Consider the following 16561-nt stretch of genomic DNA (forward strand, 5'->3'; position numbering starts at 1 on the left):
ATACCGGTAAAACTTTTCCAAGAAAAACATACATCCAGAGAGTAGTCTACCCCTGGATGTATTAAAGAAAATTCTCTTTGCCTTAAGGCCAATGAGTATTACTTTGCTGCACCTAATTTAACCCATGCTTTCTGTATCTCGTCTATAGCCTGTTCCCTTGTTTTTGCTTTTTCTATGTATGATTGCATTATTTCGCCAAACTTCTGATGGAAACTGTCAAGAGAATAGTTGACAGGAGCACCCGACGAGGGGGTAGTCTTTGTCAATTCAGCAAATGCCTTTGGCAGCTTCATGTCAGGTGCCGCAATATCCTTAACCGGTCCTATAACCTTGGCAACTCCGCCAAACCAGTTCTTTCCGTAATCAGATGTATATAACCAGTTAAGAAGATTCTTTGCATCTGTTAATACCTTTGAATCTTTATTTACTCTTAAACATTGTGCCGAGCCTGCACATACATTTGCTTTGCCGGCATCCTCGCTTACAGGATACAACATCACTCCGAAGTCAAAGTCCGGAGTTATCTTTGTAACGCCTGATTCAATCCATTGACCCTGACCGGTGATCATTGCAGCCTTGCCATTTGCGAAAGTACCAACCTGAGCATTGAAATCACTTTCCAGAGGCTTTGGAGTACCATATTTTACTGTCATATCTATGAAATTAAAATAATTCATCAGGGTCGGATGCTCTTCAAACTTTGTAGTTCCGGCGATAAAGTCATTTACCAGTTTTACAGAATCAGAGCTTTCTCCGGCAATAAAATGCTGGAATATGTGCTTCTGGACCCACCATTCCTTATATCCGTTTGAAAATGGAGTGATGCCCTTTGCAGTCAGCTTCTGGCAAACAACATCCAACTCGCTGAGGGTTTTTGGCAATTCAGTTATTCCTGCTTCCGCAAACAACTTCTTGTTATAGATTAAGGGAAAGGTATCCATTACCAGCGGAGCTCCCATTAATTTGCCGTCATAGGTCATGTCTTTCTTTACTCCATCCAGCATGACACCCGCCAGGGGCTCATTTGTCAAATCTGCCGAGTATTCTGCATAAGCTTTTAACTCTCCGCCTGCTGTTGTCATAAAAATGTCAGGAATTGTTCCGGCTGCAATTTTGGATTTTAAGACAGTGGGGTAATCTGCCTGCATTACCTGAAGATCTATAGTTACATTGGGGGCTACCTTTTTATACTCGCTTACATATGCATTATATGCATCGGTATATTCTGCCTGACTTTGCAGAATAGATATTGTTACCGGTTCAGCCTCCTTTGATTCCGCAGCTGCTGTCGATACAGCCGATTGTGATGTCTGTGCAGCTTCAGATGTACCGGAAGGTGTGGATGAACTGCCGCAGCCACTGGACATTCCGGCCAGCACCGCCACGCATACACCCAAACTTAATATTTTTTTCATCTTTGATTTCCTCCTTATAAAATGTAATTTGGTATAGTTACATATTAGCGAGATATCCGTATGTATAAAATATATATAAGTGATATTTTAGTGGTAAAAATGTGTACAATGTATTCTACCCTCTATTGACAATGTACAATACGTTTTTGAGAGGGTATTAACCAATTAAAGTATTTCTATAGTCAGAAGGAGATATTTTGAAAAAATTCCTGAAGGCCTTGCTAAAATAGTTATTGTCACTGTAGCCTAACATCTGGGCTATACTTTGAATCTTTATATTGGGATCTGCTATAAGTTCCCGGGCTTTTTCCATTCTTACCCTGAGTACATATTCGTATATTCCGCAGCCAAATTCATTTTTAAATAATTTCATCAAATACTCCCTGCTTAAAAAGTACTTGTCGGTAAAAAGAGAAATTTTTATGTCCTGGTAATAATTATTGTCGATATACTCCTTAATCTCATAAATATTGAGATTGTCATTTTTGATCTGCTTCCTTGCCAGATTGTAAAATAATTCTGTTATATCAAGCAAATACTTTTTAAACTGATCAAAATTGCAGACAGTTTTTGAAAGGTTTTGAAAGTAGGATAAGAGTTCGTTTGCTTCAAACCCCTTGACCATTGAAAAATTGTTTAATAAAAGCAGGAGTTCATCAAATATCCTGTTTGCATCTCTCAGACTGAGATATCCGGCTTGTTCTATCCTGTCGGCAAGTTCATTGACTATTCCCTTGGTATATGACAGGCTTCCGCCTTCAATTGCGTTAAAAATAAGATCCTTTTTCCCCAGCAGGGATACATTTTTTGTGTTCGCGTTTTCCGGCACAACATTTGAACCGCTTTCAATTTTATTCAAAATATTGAAACCGTTTATACTTTTTTCTGCCTCTAAAAACGATTCCTTTAATGAATCTATTCCTTCAAAAAAGCCGCCGACACCTGCTATAATTACTAATTCAAATAATTCCTTAAGCTTTTTCCTGGACTTTTGTATCAAATGAAGATAATTGCTGCTCAGTTTTTCATTACAGTTATTTTCTATGGAAATTATTGCTATCATCTCATTTTCAGCCTTGGGATTTATCAGATTGAAACATTCAACCTCATCATTAAACAGCTCATTAATGGCATTTGAAACAGCAAACTGCGCAAGTCCGGTATCTCCGAAGTACTTCTCACTGACTTCCTCATAATTCATTATTCTGAAAATCACTATGGAATAATATTTTTTTCTGTTTCCGTCATCTATGATTTCCTTGTATATTTCACTCATCTGCCGGCTGATGCTGCCTTCAATGGCAGTAAGATAGACCTTTTCCTTTAAACTGGGCAGGGATAGGTTAAGCAGGATATTTTTATCTATATACTGACTCTGCGTTTTTCTTTTATTTGAAATAACATCAACAGCTTTTGCCAGTGCACCGTTGAGCTCATTTCTTTTAATGGGCTTTAACAGATAATCGATAACTTTGGAGTGTAGAGCCTGACGTGTATATTCGTAATTGTCATAGCCGCTGATGACAATTACAGCCAGGTCAGGATACCGGCTCTGAACCATACGGAGTAAATCCATACCATCCATTCCCGGCATTTTCATATCAACCAAAATAATATCCGGCCTTTTTTCTTCTATAAGTCTTACTCCATTTTTTCCATCCCATGCCTCAAAAACCTCATAAATATTTACACTATTCCAGTCAGCCAAAATCTTTATTGCTTCTCTTGCCGGTTCTTCATCATCAATAATTAAAACTTTATACATACTAATGCCCTTGCCCGGCATTTTTCAATCTTCATGACAGAAATGGCACGGGCTCGGTACCTCCTTGATACAATATTTTAATTATATTTCTCAACCTTATTCCCACCGTCCGGTATAATAAAGCTTATCGTAGTTCCCGTACCGTCAGATTCGATATACAAGCTGGACTTTCCCTTATATAGCAGGTGCAGCCGGGTATCAAGATTTTTTAAACCGATTGCTTTATTCTCATTCTGCCCATTTTCACTGTCCATATAGAATCTGATTTGCTTAAATCTTTCGGGCGATATTCCCGGTCCATTGTCACTGACCGAAATCAGTATATCATTACCTTCCAGATATGCTTTAATTATTATAGCCACTGATGTAAAGCTTTTTTCCAGCACGTGCTTTATGGAATTTTCAACAAGAATTTGTATGGATATCTTTGGTATGAGAACATCCAATACATTATCATCCATTTCATAGGTTACCGTTAGCCTGTTTCCGAATCTGGCCTTTTGAATAATAAGATAATCATCTATATATTTAATTTCATTTTCAAGTCTGACAAGGTTTTTTCCGTTTATGGTATATCTGAAAGTTGAAGCAAGAGCATCTACCATATCGCTTATATGAAAGGCTTCTATTTTTAAAGCAGTGGTTGATATGGCCTGCAGCGCATTGTATAAAAAATGAGGATTGAGTTCTGCTTCCAATGCTTTCAAAATAGCATTCTTTTCTTCAAGCTTCGTTTTGTATTCCTCATTAATTAAATCATTAATTTTGGCTACCATAAGATTGAATTGTATTGTCAGTTCCGCTATTTCATCATTGCCTTCAACCTTTGCCTCCAGGTCAAATCTGCCCTCGCTGAAGCTATGCATTTTTTTAGTAAGCTTTTTAACCGGCTTGGTTATTGCATTGGCTGACAGGACAACCAATATAACCGAGATAACCAGAATTATACAGCCTACAAATGTTCCCAATGACCTGTTAGTCTGTGCCGCACTGTATATTTTCTTATATGGAATGAGTTTAACCAGCCTGAATTTCATGCTGTCCGAAGCGTTGTAAATGGTCAGGTAACTCTTATCCTCACTTTTCCAGTCAAACATATTTGTACCCTGTTTTTGAAGTCTGGCTTTAAAATCCGGCCGGTTAAAGTATTTATAGTTGTCTTTATTGTTGGAATAGAAGGTACTGCCATCTTCGCCCATGAATATAAGCTGCTCCCCGTCTGTAAGAGAAGTATTCCTTATTATTTCATTCCATGTACTGTAATTGCAAAAGAAGGATAATACGGCATATGGCTTTTTGTCTACAATATTTTTAATTGCTCTATGATATGCAAAAAAACATTTTTCCTGATTAATCGAATAGGTTCTTTTTTTTGCCAAAAAAAGAGATTCAATATAAACATTGTTCTTGCTTTTTATAGTCCTGATATACCAGTCTTCGTTGGGAACATCAGTATTATAGGCTTTTCTGACCTTTAAAACCATTCCGTCCCCTCTCGTTATGTAATAATAACAATTCTGCTCAACTATATACAGGCAGATACCTTCAAAATCATTACGGGAATAAAACATACTTCTGATATAGTCTTCCAAATAGACTTCTGCCGATAATTCATCCGTTACCCCCAACAGGGCATTCATAATATTGTCATACTTTATATTCGGCAGGGACACCTGGTTAATATCATTGAAATAGCTTTCAATATTCTTGTTAATCAATGTTAGATTGTCTCTGTTTCCATCAATGATATTCTTAACCGATTCTTTTTCTATTATTTTATAGGAAACAAAAGTCAATGAAATTATTGTAAGTATAATTATTGCAGAAAAAAGAAGTACCAGCTTGTTGGCAAGCTTTTTGAAAAACAAGCATTTTATTTTATTCAATACTATATAAACTATATTTTTCATATTAGTTTACATCCCTCTTTGTCAACACTGACAAAATACTACCCTCTATTGACAATGTATTGTACATTGTTAATAGAGGGTAGAGTCATTGCAGTTAAAACTACGGTTGAAACCTTTATTTTTTAACCGTACGACTCTATAAAAATAAACATCATTCTACATATTTCCCCTTAAATAATATGATATTTCGACAAATTATTCAACTTTAATATCTATCCGTATGGTATTCTGCCATTGAAGTCAGAAGCGGTCAAAAGTTGCCTATCCCTTGACTGCACCGGCTGTAACACCTTTAACAATATTTTTCTGCATTAATATAAAGAATAAAATTGATGGTATCACAGCAAGAACAATAGCCGTCATGGTATACTGCCAATCGGTTACATACTGTCCAATAAAGGTATATGCAGCAAGTGTCAGGGTTTTTGACTCCTTTGTCCCGTTAAGGAATATCAGCGGCAAAAGGAAGTCATTCCATACCCACATTACGTCTATAATAATAATTGTACTTGTAATAGGCTTCAGTAATGGAAATATTATGGAATAAAACATCCTTAGTGTTGATGCTCCGTCAACTAGGGCACTTTCATCAATTTCTCTCGGAATGCTTTTAACAAAACCATGGTACATAAATATTGCGGTAGGTGCCGCAAAACCCCAGTATAGTGTACCTAATCCCCAGATATTATTTGGTAATTTAATAATATTTAAAAACTTTATCAAAGTAATCATAATTGTTTGAAAAGGAATCAGCATTGGCGAAATACAAAAAATATATATCACCCAGCTCAATCTGGTCTTTGTTCTGGACAGCATAAATCCTGCGAGGGAGCTGAAAAGGATTATTCCTAAAATGGCCAAACCGGTCACTATAGTATTGTTCAAGAACAATTTAGGGTAGTTGATATTATTCCAAACGTAAAAATAATTTTCAAAATGCAGAATTGCAGGAAATGCTGTAACGTCTGTCATCACTTCTTTAAAACTCTTCAAAGAATTCAGCAATACCAAAAATATAGGGTATAAAAATAATATTACAGCCGCCAGCAGAACCAATTCCATAACTATCAAGCTTTTTTTACTTTTATTCATTATATTTCAACCTCCCTGCTCTTGAAGAATGTAACCTGTACAAGCGTTATAACCAGTATGGCTACAAAGAGAACAAGTGCTTTTGCGGTTCCATAGCCATAGGTGTTATTCTGAAAGGCTTCTTTATAAATATCATATGTAATACTTGTAGTAGCTCCTCCAGGTCCGCCATTGGTCAATGAAACAATAACATCAAATACCTTGATGGAATTTGTCAATGCCAAAAATACGCATGAAGTTATAGAAGGCATTAAAAGAGGAATAGTTACACTGAAAAACCTCCTTACGCTGCCTGCCCCGTCAACAATTGCCGCCTCAATCAGTTCATAGGGAATAGACTGCAGACCTGCAATATATATAACAATATAGAACCCTATAGACTGCCATATGGAAACGAATAATATCGACCAAAAGGCCAGCTTTGCGTTACCAAGCCAACTCCATGAAAACATGTCCCAATTGGTAATTTCTCCAAGACTCTGGAAGCCTTGAATAAATATAAATCTCCATATGAAGCCTACAATTACCAGGCTTAAAATATAGGGAATAAAAAATCCCGCACGGAGAATGTTTGTGCTATGCAGCTTCTTGTCAAGCATCACAGCTATCAATACAGCCAGAACGTTAATTATAAGGATAAACAATACCGAGAACTTTATGGTAAATACAGCTGAGGATTTAAATGCAGCGTCTTCGGTAAATATTAATTTAAAGTTTTCTATTCCGACAAACCTGGCTGCTTTGCTAATACCGTTCCATTCAGTAAACGAATAAGCCATACTCATAACAAAAGGAATATATACTACAAATGAAATAAGAACCACCACCGGTAATACATATATAAGATACTCAAATTTACCTATGCCTTTTTTAAACATACGTACCTCCACTTTCTTAATTTAACTCGTTGTGCCGGTTATTTCATATTTGCTTTACCTGTGTAATTTTTTATATCAACTGGTAACTTCCGTACTAACTTCATGAAATAGGGCGCACCAAAAACAATTTATCGCAATTCTTTTTAACTGTGCATCTTATTTCATGAAGTTGTCCTCGCGTTACCAGTTGATTTCAATAAATCTATCTGTAAAGCAAAACACAATTTCAATTAGCAACACGTTGATTTATATTTATTATCCAATATGGATGAGATATGGAGAATGTATATTCGTAACATGGTATAGGTAAAAAAGTGTACACTTTTTACTGCGGAAAGGGGATTCCCCTTTTCAAACCCTGTGTATAGGAATTTACTGTTTGGAGTTTTCTGGTGCGTACGCTCAAAAAGCCAGGAGCTTTTGGCTCCCGGCTTTTAAACTTTGTCCTCTATGTAAATTTTCTTTTTCAGTGTAAACTTCATCTATATAAAATTACTTACCCTGATATTTTGCCTTTGTTGCTTCTCCGCCCCGTATATGCCGCTCTGCCTTATTCTCCTCGAGAATGACCCTGACATCGTTCATAAGTGTTGGATTTATTTTCTCTAGTCTTTCAGTAACATCTTTGTGTACTGTGCTCTTGCTGATCCCAAACTTTTTAGCAGCAAATCGTACTGTTGTCTTTTTCTCGATAATATAATTCGCGAGCTCCAAAACTCGTTCTTCTATATATTCCTTCAACCTATACCCCCCTTTGATAAGGCAATTCTGGGAATGATCAGATAATAACACCTGCTTTTCAGGGATTGGTTCATTATCCGTCATTCCAGTGTGCAAAGTAGGCAAAGTCAATTACAACAAGCCCGGTCAGCAATGCGATTTTGCTGTAATTGACTTCTAAAGCTACACAGGCAACGTCTACAGTGTATATATATGCCTTAAGGGGTAGTCTTATGATTATAACGCATAAGTTCAAGAGAAAATTTTTCGGCTGGGAAAAATTTTCTCTCCTGAAGTGCGTTTTAACGAAATTGAGGAACATTTATTTATATTTTTTTATAAAATTTCTGTTATTTTAAACCGATACTTTCAGTGTTTGTATTTCAAAAGGTTTGAAGGTCAGAATTCCGGTATCACTATCAAGGCTTTCCTGGTCCGTTTCCTTCTCCATCAGGTCTACAAGCCTGATATCCCTTGTTTTAAATCCAAAGTTAACCTTTGTACTTATACCGGTACCATGGCATTCATACATTCTTATTATTAAATCATCACTGTCCTCACATTTTTTGACCGATTCCACAATTATATTCCCGGCCTCCACCGTAAGAAGTGATGCAGATTTTACAGCAGGGTTTGCAGAAATTGTTTTAAGCGGTACATTCAGTTCGTAACCGGCTTTGACAACACCGCCCCGTATATAGTCTCCCTTGTGCGGGAACAGGGAATAGGTAAACACCTGCCGGCCCAGGTCTGCTCCGGTGCCGGGAAAACTGGTGCTCCTCAGCAAATTCAGATCCAGTATGTTGTCCAGAACTTTATGTCCGTACTTACAGTCATTCAAGAGTGCAACGCCGTAGTCACCCTGTGAGATGTCCACCCACTTGTGGGCATAGACCTCATATTTTGCCATGTCCCAGGAAGTATTCCTGTGTGTGGGGCGCTTTATATTTCCAAATTGTATCTCACAGGTGGCCTCTTGTGCATAAACATTTACCGGGAAGGATGTCCTGAGCATTTTGGAATTCTCATTCCAGTCCACAGCTGTTATGAAATCAATCTGCCTTTTGCCCAATGTCAATACAACTTTCTGCTCGAGGATGGATTGTCCCGATGGTGTCCTGAAGCTGCTTTCTCTTATGATCTGCGGACCGTCGGTATAAACGCTGCTGTCTATAAGTGTCAGCAGCTCACCGGGTTTTTCATCATAATATACGGGGAAATCCCAGGCATCGCCCTTATCTTCGTATAGCGCCAACCCGTTGGCCACAGCCCCTTCAGGTATAATGTGACGCTTTTCGGCTTTATCGTATATTGATTTTATAAATCCGTTCTCCGAAAAAACAATTGAGAAGATATCATTTTCCATCACATCACCCGTACTGAGCAGCTGTCCTCCCGAATACGCCCCGGCAGCTTCTCCGGCAGTATTTCCATTCCCTGCGTTTAACGGTACAACCGCATATCCCATGGGAGGCACCTTTGCCTTGCACCAGTTTCCTTCATGGGAAATCCATTCCTCCCGTTCCCAGGATAACGAATTGAATACCTGCACATGCCCTGTATCTCCGGAATTAGTACCGGCGTGCTCACCGGATGCCTCTCCTGTGCACAGTGACAGATACCTTTTCCCGGTCTCAGCTTCTACCTGGCCGAGCATTGAGGCATACCTCTCCAGAGATTCCTTATAAACCCTGCCTATGGAGGATCCAGGCAGAATATCATGGAACTGATATAAAAGCATCTCCTTCCAGGTTTTATCCAGGAGCTCTGCGGGGTAAACTTCCCCGGTTATTTCACGGCCTTCCTGCTTTACCATGAACAGCACCGAAGCAAATTCCAGTTCACGCAGCGCCAGCTCAAGTTTCCTGTTGTATCTTTTGTTCCTGCTCTGGGTGGTATAAGTGCCCTGGTGGTATTCAAGATATAGCTCTCCGCGCCAGGTCTTTAGCATAGGAGATGCTTCTTCAAGCCTGTCGAAAAATCCCTGTGCGGTTCCCTGGGTTACCGGAGCCAGACCGTTCAGATCCCGTTCCCTCTTCAGCCTCTCCAGATGCTCCTCTCCCGGCCCTCCGCCGCCATCTCCTATCCCGAACAGCAGAAGGCATTCATCCGAAACACCCTTGTCCAGGAATTCCTGTTCGGAGAAAGCGACAGCTCTTGGTGCGGCAGAGCTGTTATAGGTTCCTTCGGGCGGCATATGCGCCAGAATCCGGCTGCCGTCAAGGCCCTCCCACCAGAAGGTATGATGAGGATGCTTGTTGAACTTGCTCCAGGAAAGCTTGATTGTCATAAAATAATCCACGCCGGATTTTTTCAGTATTTGAGGCAGCGCAGCAGAATATCCGAAAACATCGGGCAGCCACAGATTTCTGATATCCTGTCCGAATTCCTGCTGAAAGAAACGCTTTCCGTGAAGTACCTGTCTTATCAAGGCTTCTCCTCCCGATACATTTGTATCTGCCTCCACCCACATGGCGCCCTGGACCTCCCAGCGACCCTCTCTGATACGCTGTTTTACCTCTTCATAGAGCGCAGGATAATATTCCTTGACCCATTGATACAGCTGTGCCTGACTGGCTCCGAAGATATATTCCGGAAAACGTTCCATATTTCTCAAGGCAGTAGAAAAAGTTCTGGCACCCTTGCGAATGGTTTCGCGGATGGGCCACAGCCATGCCAGATCAATGTGGGCGTGCCCTATTGCATTAATCCTAAGGGAAGGATCTCCGCCTTTTTTATTGAGTTCAGCGGCCAGGATTGCTCTGGCCCTTTTTGCTTCTGCATTGTCATACTTCGTTAAAATATTTGCCGCTTCATTCAGGGCTCGCAGAATGCCATGGTATCTGGCCTTATCTTCTGGCAGCTGCTGCAATAAATCCAGCAGTACCTCAAAGTCGTAATAAAGCTGCTCCATTTCCTTATTGGCAACAGCAATATAGGCATCTTTTACAGTCCCGCTGTCCTGATATTTTCCAAAGAGATCATTACAGCCTGCATCGGCCCAGATCTCTACTTTGTCACCTGCTTTTAAAGGCCTGTCAAACCGGTAAACTATTTTTCCCGGCCTTCCCAGTGAATAATCAAATTCCGAGGAGAAATTTGTTAGGCCTCTTACCGGATTTCCGGCATTGTCCACTACACAAAGCTCTCCATTAATGTCAATGAGTAAAATAATTTCCTCATCATTGGCTCCTGTTTCAGACGCATCGGGTACGGCCCCTGTGAAATGAAACCAGCCGCAATCCCATAAATTTCCCCAACTTTGGCCGATGGCAACATCCTTTTTTACACCCGACATTCTATCCTCAAAGGTCACGGGCTCCGGCGTGATCCAGACCGAAATGTCAAGTTCTGAAATCCTTTTATACATTGCCGACTTTATTTGTTCGAGTACTCCGGGCAATCTGTCTTTCATGTTTTTAAAATAATATGGCATATTGACCTCCATAAATAAAAAATTATCTTTATAACAATCTTAAAAAATATAAGACATTAAGTCATGTCAAAATTTTATTAAATATCTCAAAATTTAATATTTATAATTCATTGTTATATTTGATTATCGCAAGACAGCCGCAGCATTCATGAATTGACTAAAGATTAGCTTTACCTTATAATTTAACTCATAGTGCCTTTTAAATTAACCTTTAACTTTGCAATTGAACAGTTTAGGCCCGATTATACTGGTACGCGAGGACAACTTCATGAAATAAGATGCACGATTAAAAACAACATTTTATGAAGTTAGTGCGGGAGTACCAGTTGACATAAAAAAGATATTTAGGTAAAGCAAAATTTAAATTAATTAGCATAACAAGTTAATTTACGAAGGTAGAAAGCTTTATTATTATTTTGTTTAAGGTGAGCACATGGAACCGAATTTTGTCTCGTATAAGGAATGGATAAGTGAGAACCTCCCCTTTGCACTCAGGGTGGACTGTTTAAATTTTCATGTATTTCCGCACTGTCACAATTACATAGAATTTAATTTTACAGTTAAAGGTCAGGCAAAGGAAAAAATAAACGGCATAGAGCATACTCTCAAGCCAGGAACCTTTACACTGTTATTTCCTCATCATATCCATGAGATTGAGACTTCTCCCGAAAATCCCCTGCTTATGTTTGTGGGCAGTATACGGATAGAAAGCTTTTACGACAGGAAGGGGGATTTCCTGGCATTGACCGAGCTTCTGAGCAAAGCAGCCTTTGATAAAATCCCCTATAACTATTTTAATGAGCAGGTCACCGAAGAAATTACAAATATATTGAATTTTATGCTGAAGGAGCTTTCCGACAGCAGGCTGTGGAGCACGCTGATGTTTAAAAGCAAATTGACAGAGCTGCTGATTACCTTTGACAGAAACAGGTCCAACAGCAGCTTTACCGAAGTGAAACAGACACTTTGTCAGAAGAGCGGAGTCTGGGATATTATTACCTACGTTTCACAGAATTATTATAAGGAAATTTCCCTTCAAAGCCTGTCAGAAAAATTCCACATGAGCATTCCCCATATAAGTTCATCCTTTCATCAGCTCCTCGGGGAAAACTTCCACCGGTACCTTGAAAAATTGAGACTTGCGCAGGCTTGTGATCTACTGCTCTCAACAGATTCTTCAGTGCTTGACATCTGTTTTGAGACAGGCTTTACCTCCTATAAAACCTTTTCAAGGGTATTCACCAAAAATTTGAAGTTAAGTCCGACGGAATATAGGAAGCTCAAGCTGAACCATTAATCAGGTAATTGGGGGAGCGGTGTCATACAGGGGTACGCTTCAAAAAAACGATATCAATAGTGTGCGAGGCTGGTATCCATCAATTGGAAGCCCGGTTAGAAGAGCTTGCTTGAAATTTGTAGACTTACTCCAGGTACTTCGTGCCGGGAAATTGACAGGATGTCAATTTGAGCAGTACGCGAGACCCGGATGGTCGAGTCGCTGCGACGGCTAAGAGGTGCTTGGAGTAAGTCATACTATTTCCGGCAAGAACTTCGTGGGCAATCAATTGATGGATACCGGCCGGGAACACTATAATTTTGCAGGCATTTGTTTTTCAATCATATTAGTATAAAAAAACTCCTAAAACTCCTGCGGCCAATATCAGAAATATGGGCTGTATTTTTGTTTTAATTAATATGAGGAATGTAGCGGCAATGAGAAGCAAACTCTTGACTTCCAGCAGGTTCACTCCTGCCGCTGTTATATTCCAGCCGCCCGGAATAAGAGTATTTCCTGATGCCAGAATCATACCGTTTTTTATTGCAAGACTTACGGCAGCATACAGGATTATTCCGGTTATAACCGGTCTCAAACCGTTTAAGGCAGCCTGCACCAACGGATGATTATACGCTTTGAAAAAAAAGGTGGCTACAACAATAACTATTACGGCACAGGGAATTGCTATACCAAGAAATGATACGACAGCTCCCGGAAATCCCGCCACCTTGTATCCAAATCCTACGGCGGCATTTACCGCTACGGGACCGGGCGCCATGCCCGCAATGGCAATGACATCCGTCAACTCGGCTGCAGAAGCCCAGTGGTTTGCTTCAGAGACTTTTACCATGCTGGGAATCATTACATACCCTCCGCCAAATGCGAAGGCACATAACTTTACAAACATGATGAACAATTTAAAAAGGACACCCATTTACAGCTCACGTCCTTTCTTTTTTTCCTTGATGCAATTAAGTGTTTTAATCCAGTGGATTACCAATCCGCACACTATACCGGCGATAATTAAAGGTATCGGATCCAGGTGCAAAAACAAAGAGGCTGCAAAGGCGGCAGCAGCAATAACGACACTGGCTAAATTATTAATTGCTGTTTTACCGATTTTATATGCGGCATAGAGAATTAACCCCACAACCACGGGATATATAGCCTTGAAAATGGATTTGACGGCCGGATATCCGCTGATCCTTGTAAACAGAACCGAAAGTGTCATAACGATCACCACAGACGGAGTCACATTTCCAAGCAGTGCGGCAATAGCCCCCGGAATACCTGCCACCGAATAACCTACGAAGGTTGATGCATTAATAGCAATAGCTCCCGGCAATGCCTGGGCCACCGAAAAAATATCAATTATTTTTTCCCTTTCCAGCCACTTTTTGTTTTCTACAACCTCCTGCTCGATCAAAGGTATTATTGCATAACCTCCGCCGAAGCTCACAGCACCTAATTTAAAAAAAGCCATGTATATTTCAATCAACTGCTTTAGTCCAGCTTTCAGAATCTGTCACCTCTTTTATCTGCATACAGCCTTGCAAAATTATTTAAACTTCTCGGTGGAACAAATTTAGATGTTACATTCCCCCAGTACCACCCTCAAAATTCCCGGTATCTCCATTTCTCTTTTTCCAGAGCCGTATCCAACCTGTATTACCGACATGGCAGGTACACTTCCGAAAGCTTCGGCCAGAGTTGCGATTATTGTTGCTCCTGTAGGTGTGATCAATTCATTTTCAACCTCAATGGTATGAAAGGGTATTGAGGCCTGCGTCATAATTTCCATGGTGGCAGGTACCGGAACGGGAATAATGCCATGCCTGCAGGTGATAAAACCTGTTCCGTCGTGCAGCGGGGAACTCATTATCCTGTCGGGATTCAATATATCTATACAGACTGCCGTTCCGATTATATCCGCAATTGAATCCAATGCCCCAACCTCATGAAAATGTATATTTTCCATTGTGGTTCTATGCACCTTGGCCTCGGCCCTGGCCAGCCTGTTGAACATTGCCTTGCTGAGACTTTTAACTCGCTGGGACAATGAGCTATTGTCAATAATCTTTTCAATATCGAATAAGTTTCTATGTTCATGGTGTTTTTCGTGATCATGCTCATGATGAGGTTCATGATGATGCTCATGGCTATGTTCATGGGAAGGTTCTTCATCCTCCAGTATCACATTTACATCGGTACATCCGATGCCATTTTTGTATACTGTTGAAAATTCAAACTTCAGCCCTTCAAGGTTAAGCTTGTCCATTTCCTCCAGAAACCTTTTATGGTCTATGCCCAGGTCTATCAGTGCCCCCAGGGTCATATCACCGCTTATTCCCGAACAGCAGTCAAAGTATAAAAGCTTCATATGTATCTCCTCTCCGGACCGTTTTGTGATGGTATTTATAATTAAATGGTTAAAAAAAGACTGGTTCAAGAAAACCCTTGAACCAACAAGATAAAAACAGCATTAGCAGGTGTATATTTAAACCATGCCTGTCACTTTAAGATAATATAAGATCATATGGTGCATGCTGCCAGGCATGGGCTTAAATCTATTGTTCATCCTTCATTCCAAGATGTACGGCAGTGAGCTTGAAGGTTTTTGGCAAAGCCAGGATATTGGGATTTTCTCCCACATATTTTCCGGCATCCTTCAGAGCTTCTTCAAAAGTGGCTCTGGTCTTCATGCCCATTCCTCTTGCCAATCCAGGCTCAATGGCTCCAACGATATAAATGGCGGAACAGTTCATTTCAGCTATATGTCCGCAGGATATCATTGAGAATGCATGGTAGGGGTGATATCCGTAGTTGAAGCGGTATTTGTCAATATACTCCCTGCTGTTCGAGAAATATTCTCCGTACTTCTCCAGGTCGGGCAGAGTATTGTGATAATCCTTTTGGAACAGCTCATACAGAGCCCTGTATGACGGGAATTCTTCATCGTGGAAGTAGCCGTTGCATATGGATGAGCATATGACCACACAATTATCCTTCATAACTCTCTTGTGCCGTATAATCTGAGCAGATATGGCCTGGAGCATAAGCAGAGGATTTGTTCCCATTCCGTTTCCGTAATGGAAGGCCTGGGGCATGCCAAACACCATGATATCATATTTCTTTTCAGCCCAGGCTATGTTGGTTCGTCTGTCACACACCTCCCAGGACAGCGGCTGTATTTCTCTGGCATAACCTGTAAATACTCCGATTTGTCTTGAGTTGGTATCAAGGCAGGCATCACAGGTAAAAAATTTCTTACCCATGCATTTTTCCATGTGCATGCCTATTGAGTCAAATTTGCTTCTCATGAGGCTGTCCTTGCTCACAGGTGTGAAGTCCTTCCGGTGCATAACATGGGGCACATGATGATGCATGATGGATTTCCAGTGTGTAATACCCGTTGTACAGTGCTTGTAGCCTCCGGAATAACCGCCGTACGGATTGCCCATTGCATGTCCTATAAGTATGGCGAAGTCGGAATCGTATACCTCTTTGTTCATGATTACTCTGTTGTTCATTTCGTCATAACCCAGGTCCACCAGGTTGTCGTAATCTTCGCTGTCATGGTTGACTATCTGGTTTGACCACCAGAAATCGGTAAATACCTTTGCTCCCAGCAGGCTTTTGATTTCCTCACGGGTATTTTTCCTGTGAAGACCATTGCTGCAAATGAGTTTGATATCCTTTTTTTCCACTCCTGCCTTGTACAGTTCCTCCAATATTATGGGAATTGCCACTTTCCTGTGGGCAGTTTCCTGAAAGCCGCCCTTAACCTTGTCTGGGAATACGATTACCACCTTCATGCCTTTTTTTACAGATTCTGAAATAGGAGGCATTCCTATAGGGTTTAATATGGATTTTCTGGTCTCTTCCTCAATATTTTCAATAAACGGCGGGTCGGGAACCGTCTCACCCGGTATGAATACATCTGTACTATCCGGCAGTTCGGCTTCCATCAAGCCCTGTCCATATTCGAATGCAATTTTCATTTTATCCTTCCTCCTTTTTAATAAGTTTTGGTTTCAAGCCTGTTTATCAGAGTCTTATCCCTGCTCCT

12 protein-coding genes are annotated in these 16561 nt (G+C 40.3%); 1 reads left to right on the forward strand and 11 read right to left on the reverse strand.

Annotated elements, in window-relative coordinates; genetic code table 11:
• Positions 1-98: 98 nt before the first annotated feature.
• From T344_RS0113770 to T344_RS0113805, 7 genes are all read right to left on the reverse strand, one after another.
• Positions 99-1415: an ABC transporter substrate-binding protein gene (locus tag T344_RS0113770; protein ID WP_027629194.1), complete on the reverse strand. Its 1317-nt coding sequence runs from the start codon at positions 1413-1415 to the stop codon at positions 99-101.
• A 157-nt stretch (positions 1416-1572) separates the two neighbouring features.
• Positions 1573-3180: a response regulator transcription factor gene (locus tag T344_RS0113775; protein ID WP_027629195.1), complete on the reverse strand. Its 1608-nt coding sequence runs from the start codon at positions 3178-3180 to the stop codon at positions 1573-1575.
• A 77-nt stretch (positions 3181-3257) separates the two neighbouring features.
• Positions 3258-5090: a sensor histidine kinase gene (locus tag T344_RS28265; RefSeq protein ID WP_034861523.1), complete on the reverse strand. Its 1833-nt coding sequence runs from the start codon at positions 5088-5090 to the stop codon at positions 3258-3260.
• Positions 5091-5351: 261 nt separating this feature from the next.
• The gene (locus T344_RS0113785) at positions 5352-6182 is read right to left on the reverse strand and encodes a carbohydrate ABC transporter permease (RefSeq protein WP_027629196.1); all 831 of its coding nucleotides are present in this window, start codon (positions 6180-6182) and stop codon (positions 5352-5354) included.
• On the reverse strand, positions 6182-7060 hold the full coding sequence (locus T344_RS0113790; RefSeq protein WP_027629197.1) for a carbohydrate ABC transporter permease: 879 nt from the start codon (positions 7058-7060) through the stop codon (positions 6182-6184). The genes T344_RS0113785 and T344_RS0113790 overlap by 1 nt, the downstream gene beginning before the upstream one ends.
• A gap of 492 nt (positions 7061-7552) precedes the next feature.
• Positions 7553-7801 carry a sporulation transcriptional regulator SpoIIID gene (spoIIID, locus tag T344_RS0113795; protein ID WP_004631103.1) on the reverse strand — a complete coding sequence of 83 codons (249 nt, stop codon included), beginning with the start codon at positions 7799-7801 and terminating at the stop codon, positions 7553-7555.
• Between the two features lie 334 nt (positions 7802-8135).
• Positions 8136-11216 carry an alpha-mannosidase gene (locus tag T344_RS0113805; protein ID WP_027629198.1) on the reverse strand — a complete coding sequence of 1027 codons (3081 nt, stop codon included), beginning with the start codon at positions 11214-11216 and terminating at the stop codon, positions 8136-8138.
• Positions 11217-11649: 433 nt separating this feature from the next.
• Here T344_RS0113805 and T344_RS0113810 point away from each other — a divergent pair, with 433 nt between their 5' ends.
• A complete protein-coding gene (locus T344_RS0113810) occupies positions 11650-12513 on the forward strand; it encodes an AraC family transcriptional regulator (RefSeq protein WP_027629199.1) in 864 nt (287 codons plus the stop codon).
• A gap of 325 nt (positions 12514-12838) precedes the next feature.
• Here the strand turns inward: T344_RS0113810 and T344_RS0113815 are convergent, their stop codons facing one another.
• The 4 genes from T344_RS0113815 to T344_RS0113830 all read right to left on the reverse strand — a co-directional run bounded on the left by T344_RS0113815 (position 12839) and on the right by T344_RS0113830 (position 16493).
• Positions 12839-13426 (reverse strand): chromate transporter, encoded by a 588-nt coding sequence (locus T344_RS0113815; RefSeq protein ID WP_027629200.1) that lies wholly within the window; start codon positions 13424-13426, stop codon positions 12839-12841.
• A complete protein-coding gene (locus T344_RS28270) occupies positions 13427-13990 on the reverse strand; it encodes a chromate transporter (RefSeq protein ID WP_084331226.1) in 564 nt (187 codons plus the stop codon). It abuts the gene before it with no gap.
• Positions 13991-14077: 87 nt separating this feature from the next.
• A complete protein-coding gene (gene larC, locus T344_RS28275) occupies positions 14078-14872 on the reverse strand; it encodes a nickel pincer cofactor biosynthesis protein LarC (protein WP_034861527.1) in 795 nt (264 codons plus the stop codon).
• 187 nt (positions 14873-15059) lie between these two features.
• Positions 15060-16493 carry a lactate racemase domain-containing protein gene (locus T344_RS0113830; RefSeq protein WP_027629201.1) on the reverse strand — a complete coding sequence of 478 codons (1434 nt, stop codon included), beginning with the start codon at positions 16491-16493 and terminating at the stop codon, positions 15060-15062.
• Positions 16494-16561 lie beyond the last annotated feature (68 nt).

This window comes from Ruminiclostridium cellobioparum DSM 1351 = ATCC 15832 (assembly GCF_000621505.1).
Classification (GTDB): domain Bacteria; phylum Bacillota; class Clostridia; order Acetivibrionales; family DSM-1351; genus Ruminiclostridium; species Ruminiclostridium cellobioparum.

What these genes read in the sequence shown, in the direction of transcription:
- T344_RS0113770 (WP_027629194.1), bottom strand. Translation starts at nt 1,415, where the DNA reads ATGAAAAAAATATTAAGTTTGGGTGTATGCGTGGCGGTGCTGGCCGGA.
- T344_RS0113775 (WP_027629195.1), bottom strand. Translation starts at nt 3,180, where the DNA reads ATGTATAAAGTTTTAATTATTGATGATGAAGAACCGGCAAGAGAAGCA.
- T344_RS28265 (WP_034861523.1), bottom strand. Translation starts at nt 5,090, where the DNA reads ATGAAAAATATAGTTTATATAGTATTGAATAAAATAAAATGCTTGTTT.
- T344_RS0113785 (WP_027629196.1), bottom strand. Translation starts at nt 6,182, where the DNA reads ATGAATAAAAGTAAAAAAAGCTTGATAGTTATGGAATTGGTTCTGCTG.
- T344_RS0113790 (WP_027629197.1), bottom strand. Translation starts at nt 7,060, where the DNA reads ATGTTTAAAAAAGGCATAGGTAAATTTGAGTATCTTATATATGTATTA.
- T344_RS0113805 (WP_027629198.1), bottom strand. Translation starts at nt 11,216, where the DNA reads ATGCCATATTATTTTAAAAACATGAAAGACAGATTGCCCGGAGTACTC.
- T344_RS0113810 (WP_027629199.1), top strand. Translation starts at nt 11,650, where the DNA reads ATGGAACCGAATTTTGTCTCGTATAAGGAATGGATAAGTGAGAACCTC.
- T344_RS0113815 (WP_027629200.1), bottom strand. Translation starts at nt 13,426, where the DNA reads ATGGGTGTCCTTTTTAAATTGTTCATCATGTTTGTAAAGTTATGTGCC.
- larC (WP_034861527.1), bottom strand. Translation starts at nt 14,872, where the DNA reads ATGAAGCTTTTATACTTTGACTGCTGTTCGGGAATAAGCGGTGATATG.
- T344_RS0113830 (WP_027629201.1), bottom strand. Translation starts at nt 16,493, where the DNA reads ATGAAAATTGCATTCGAATATGGACAGGGCTTGATGGAAGCCGAACTG.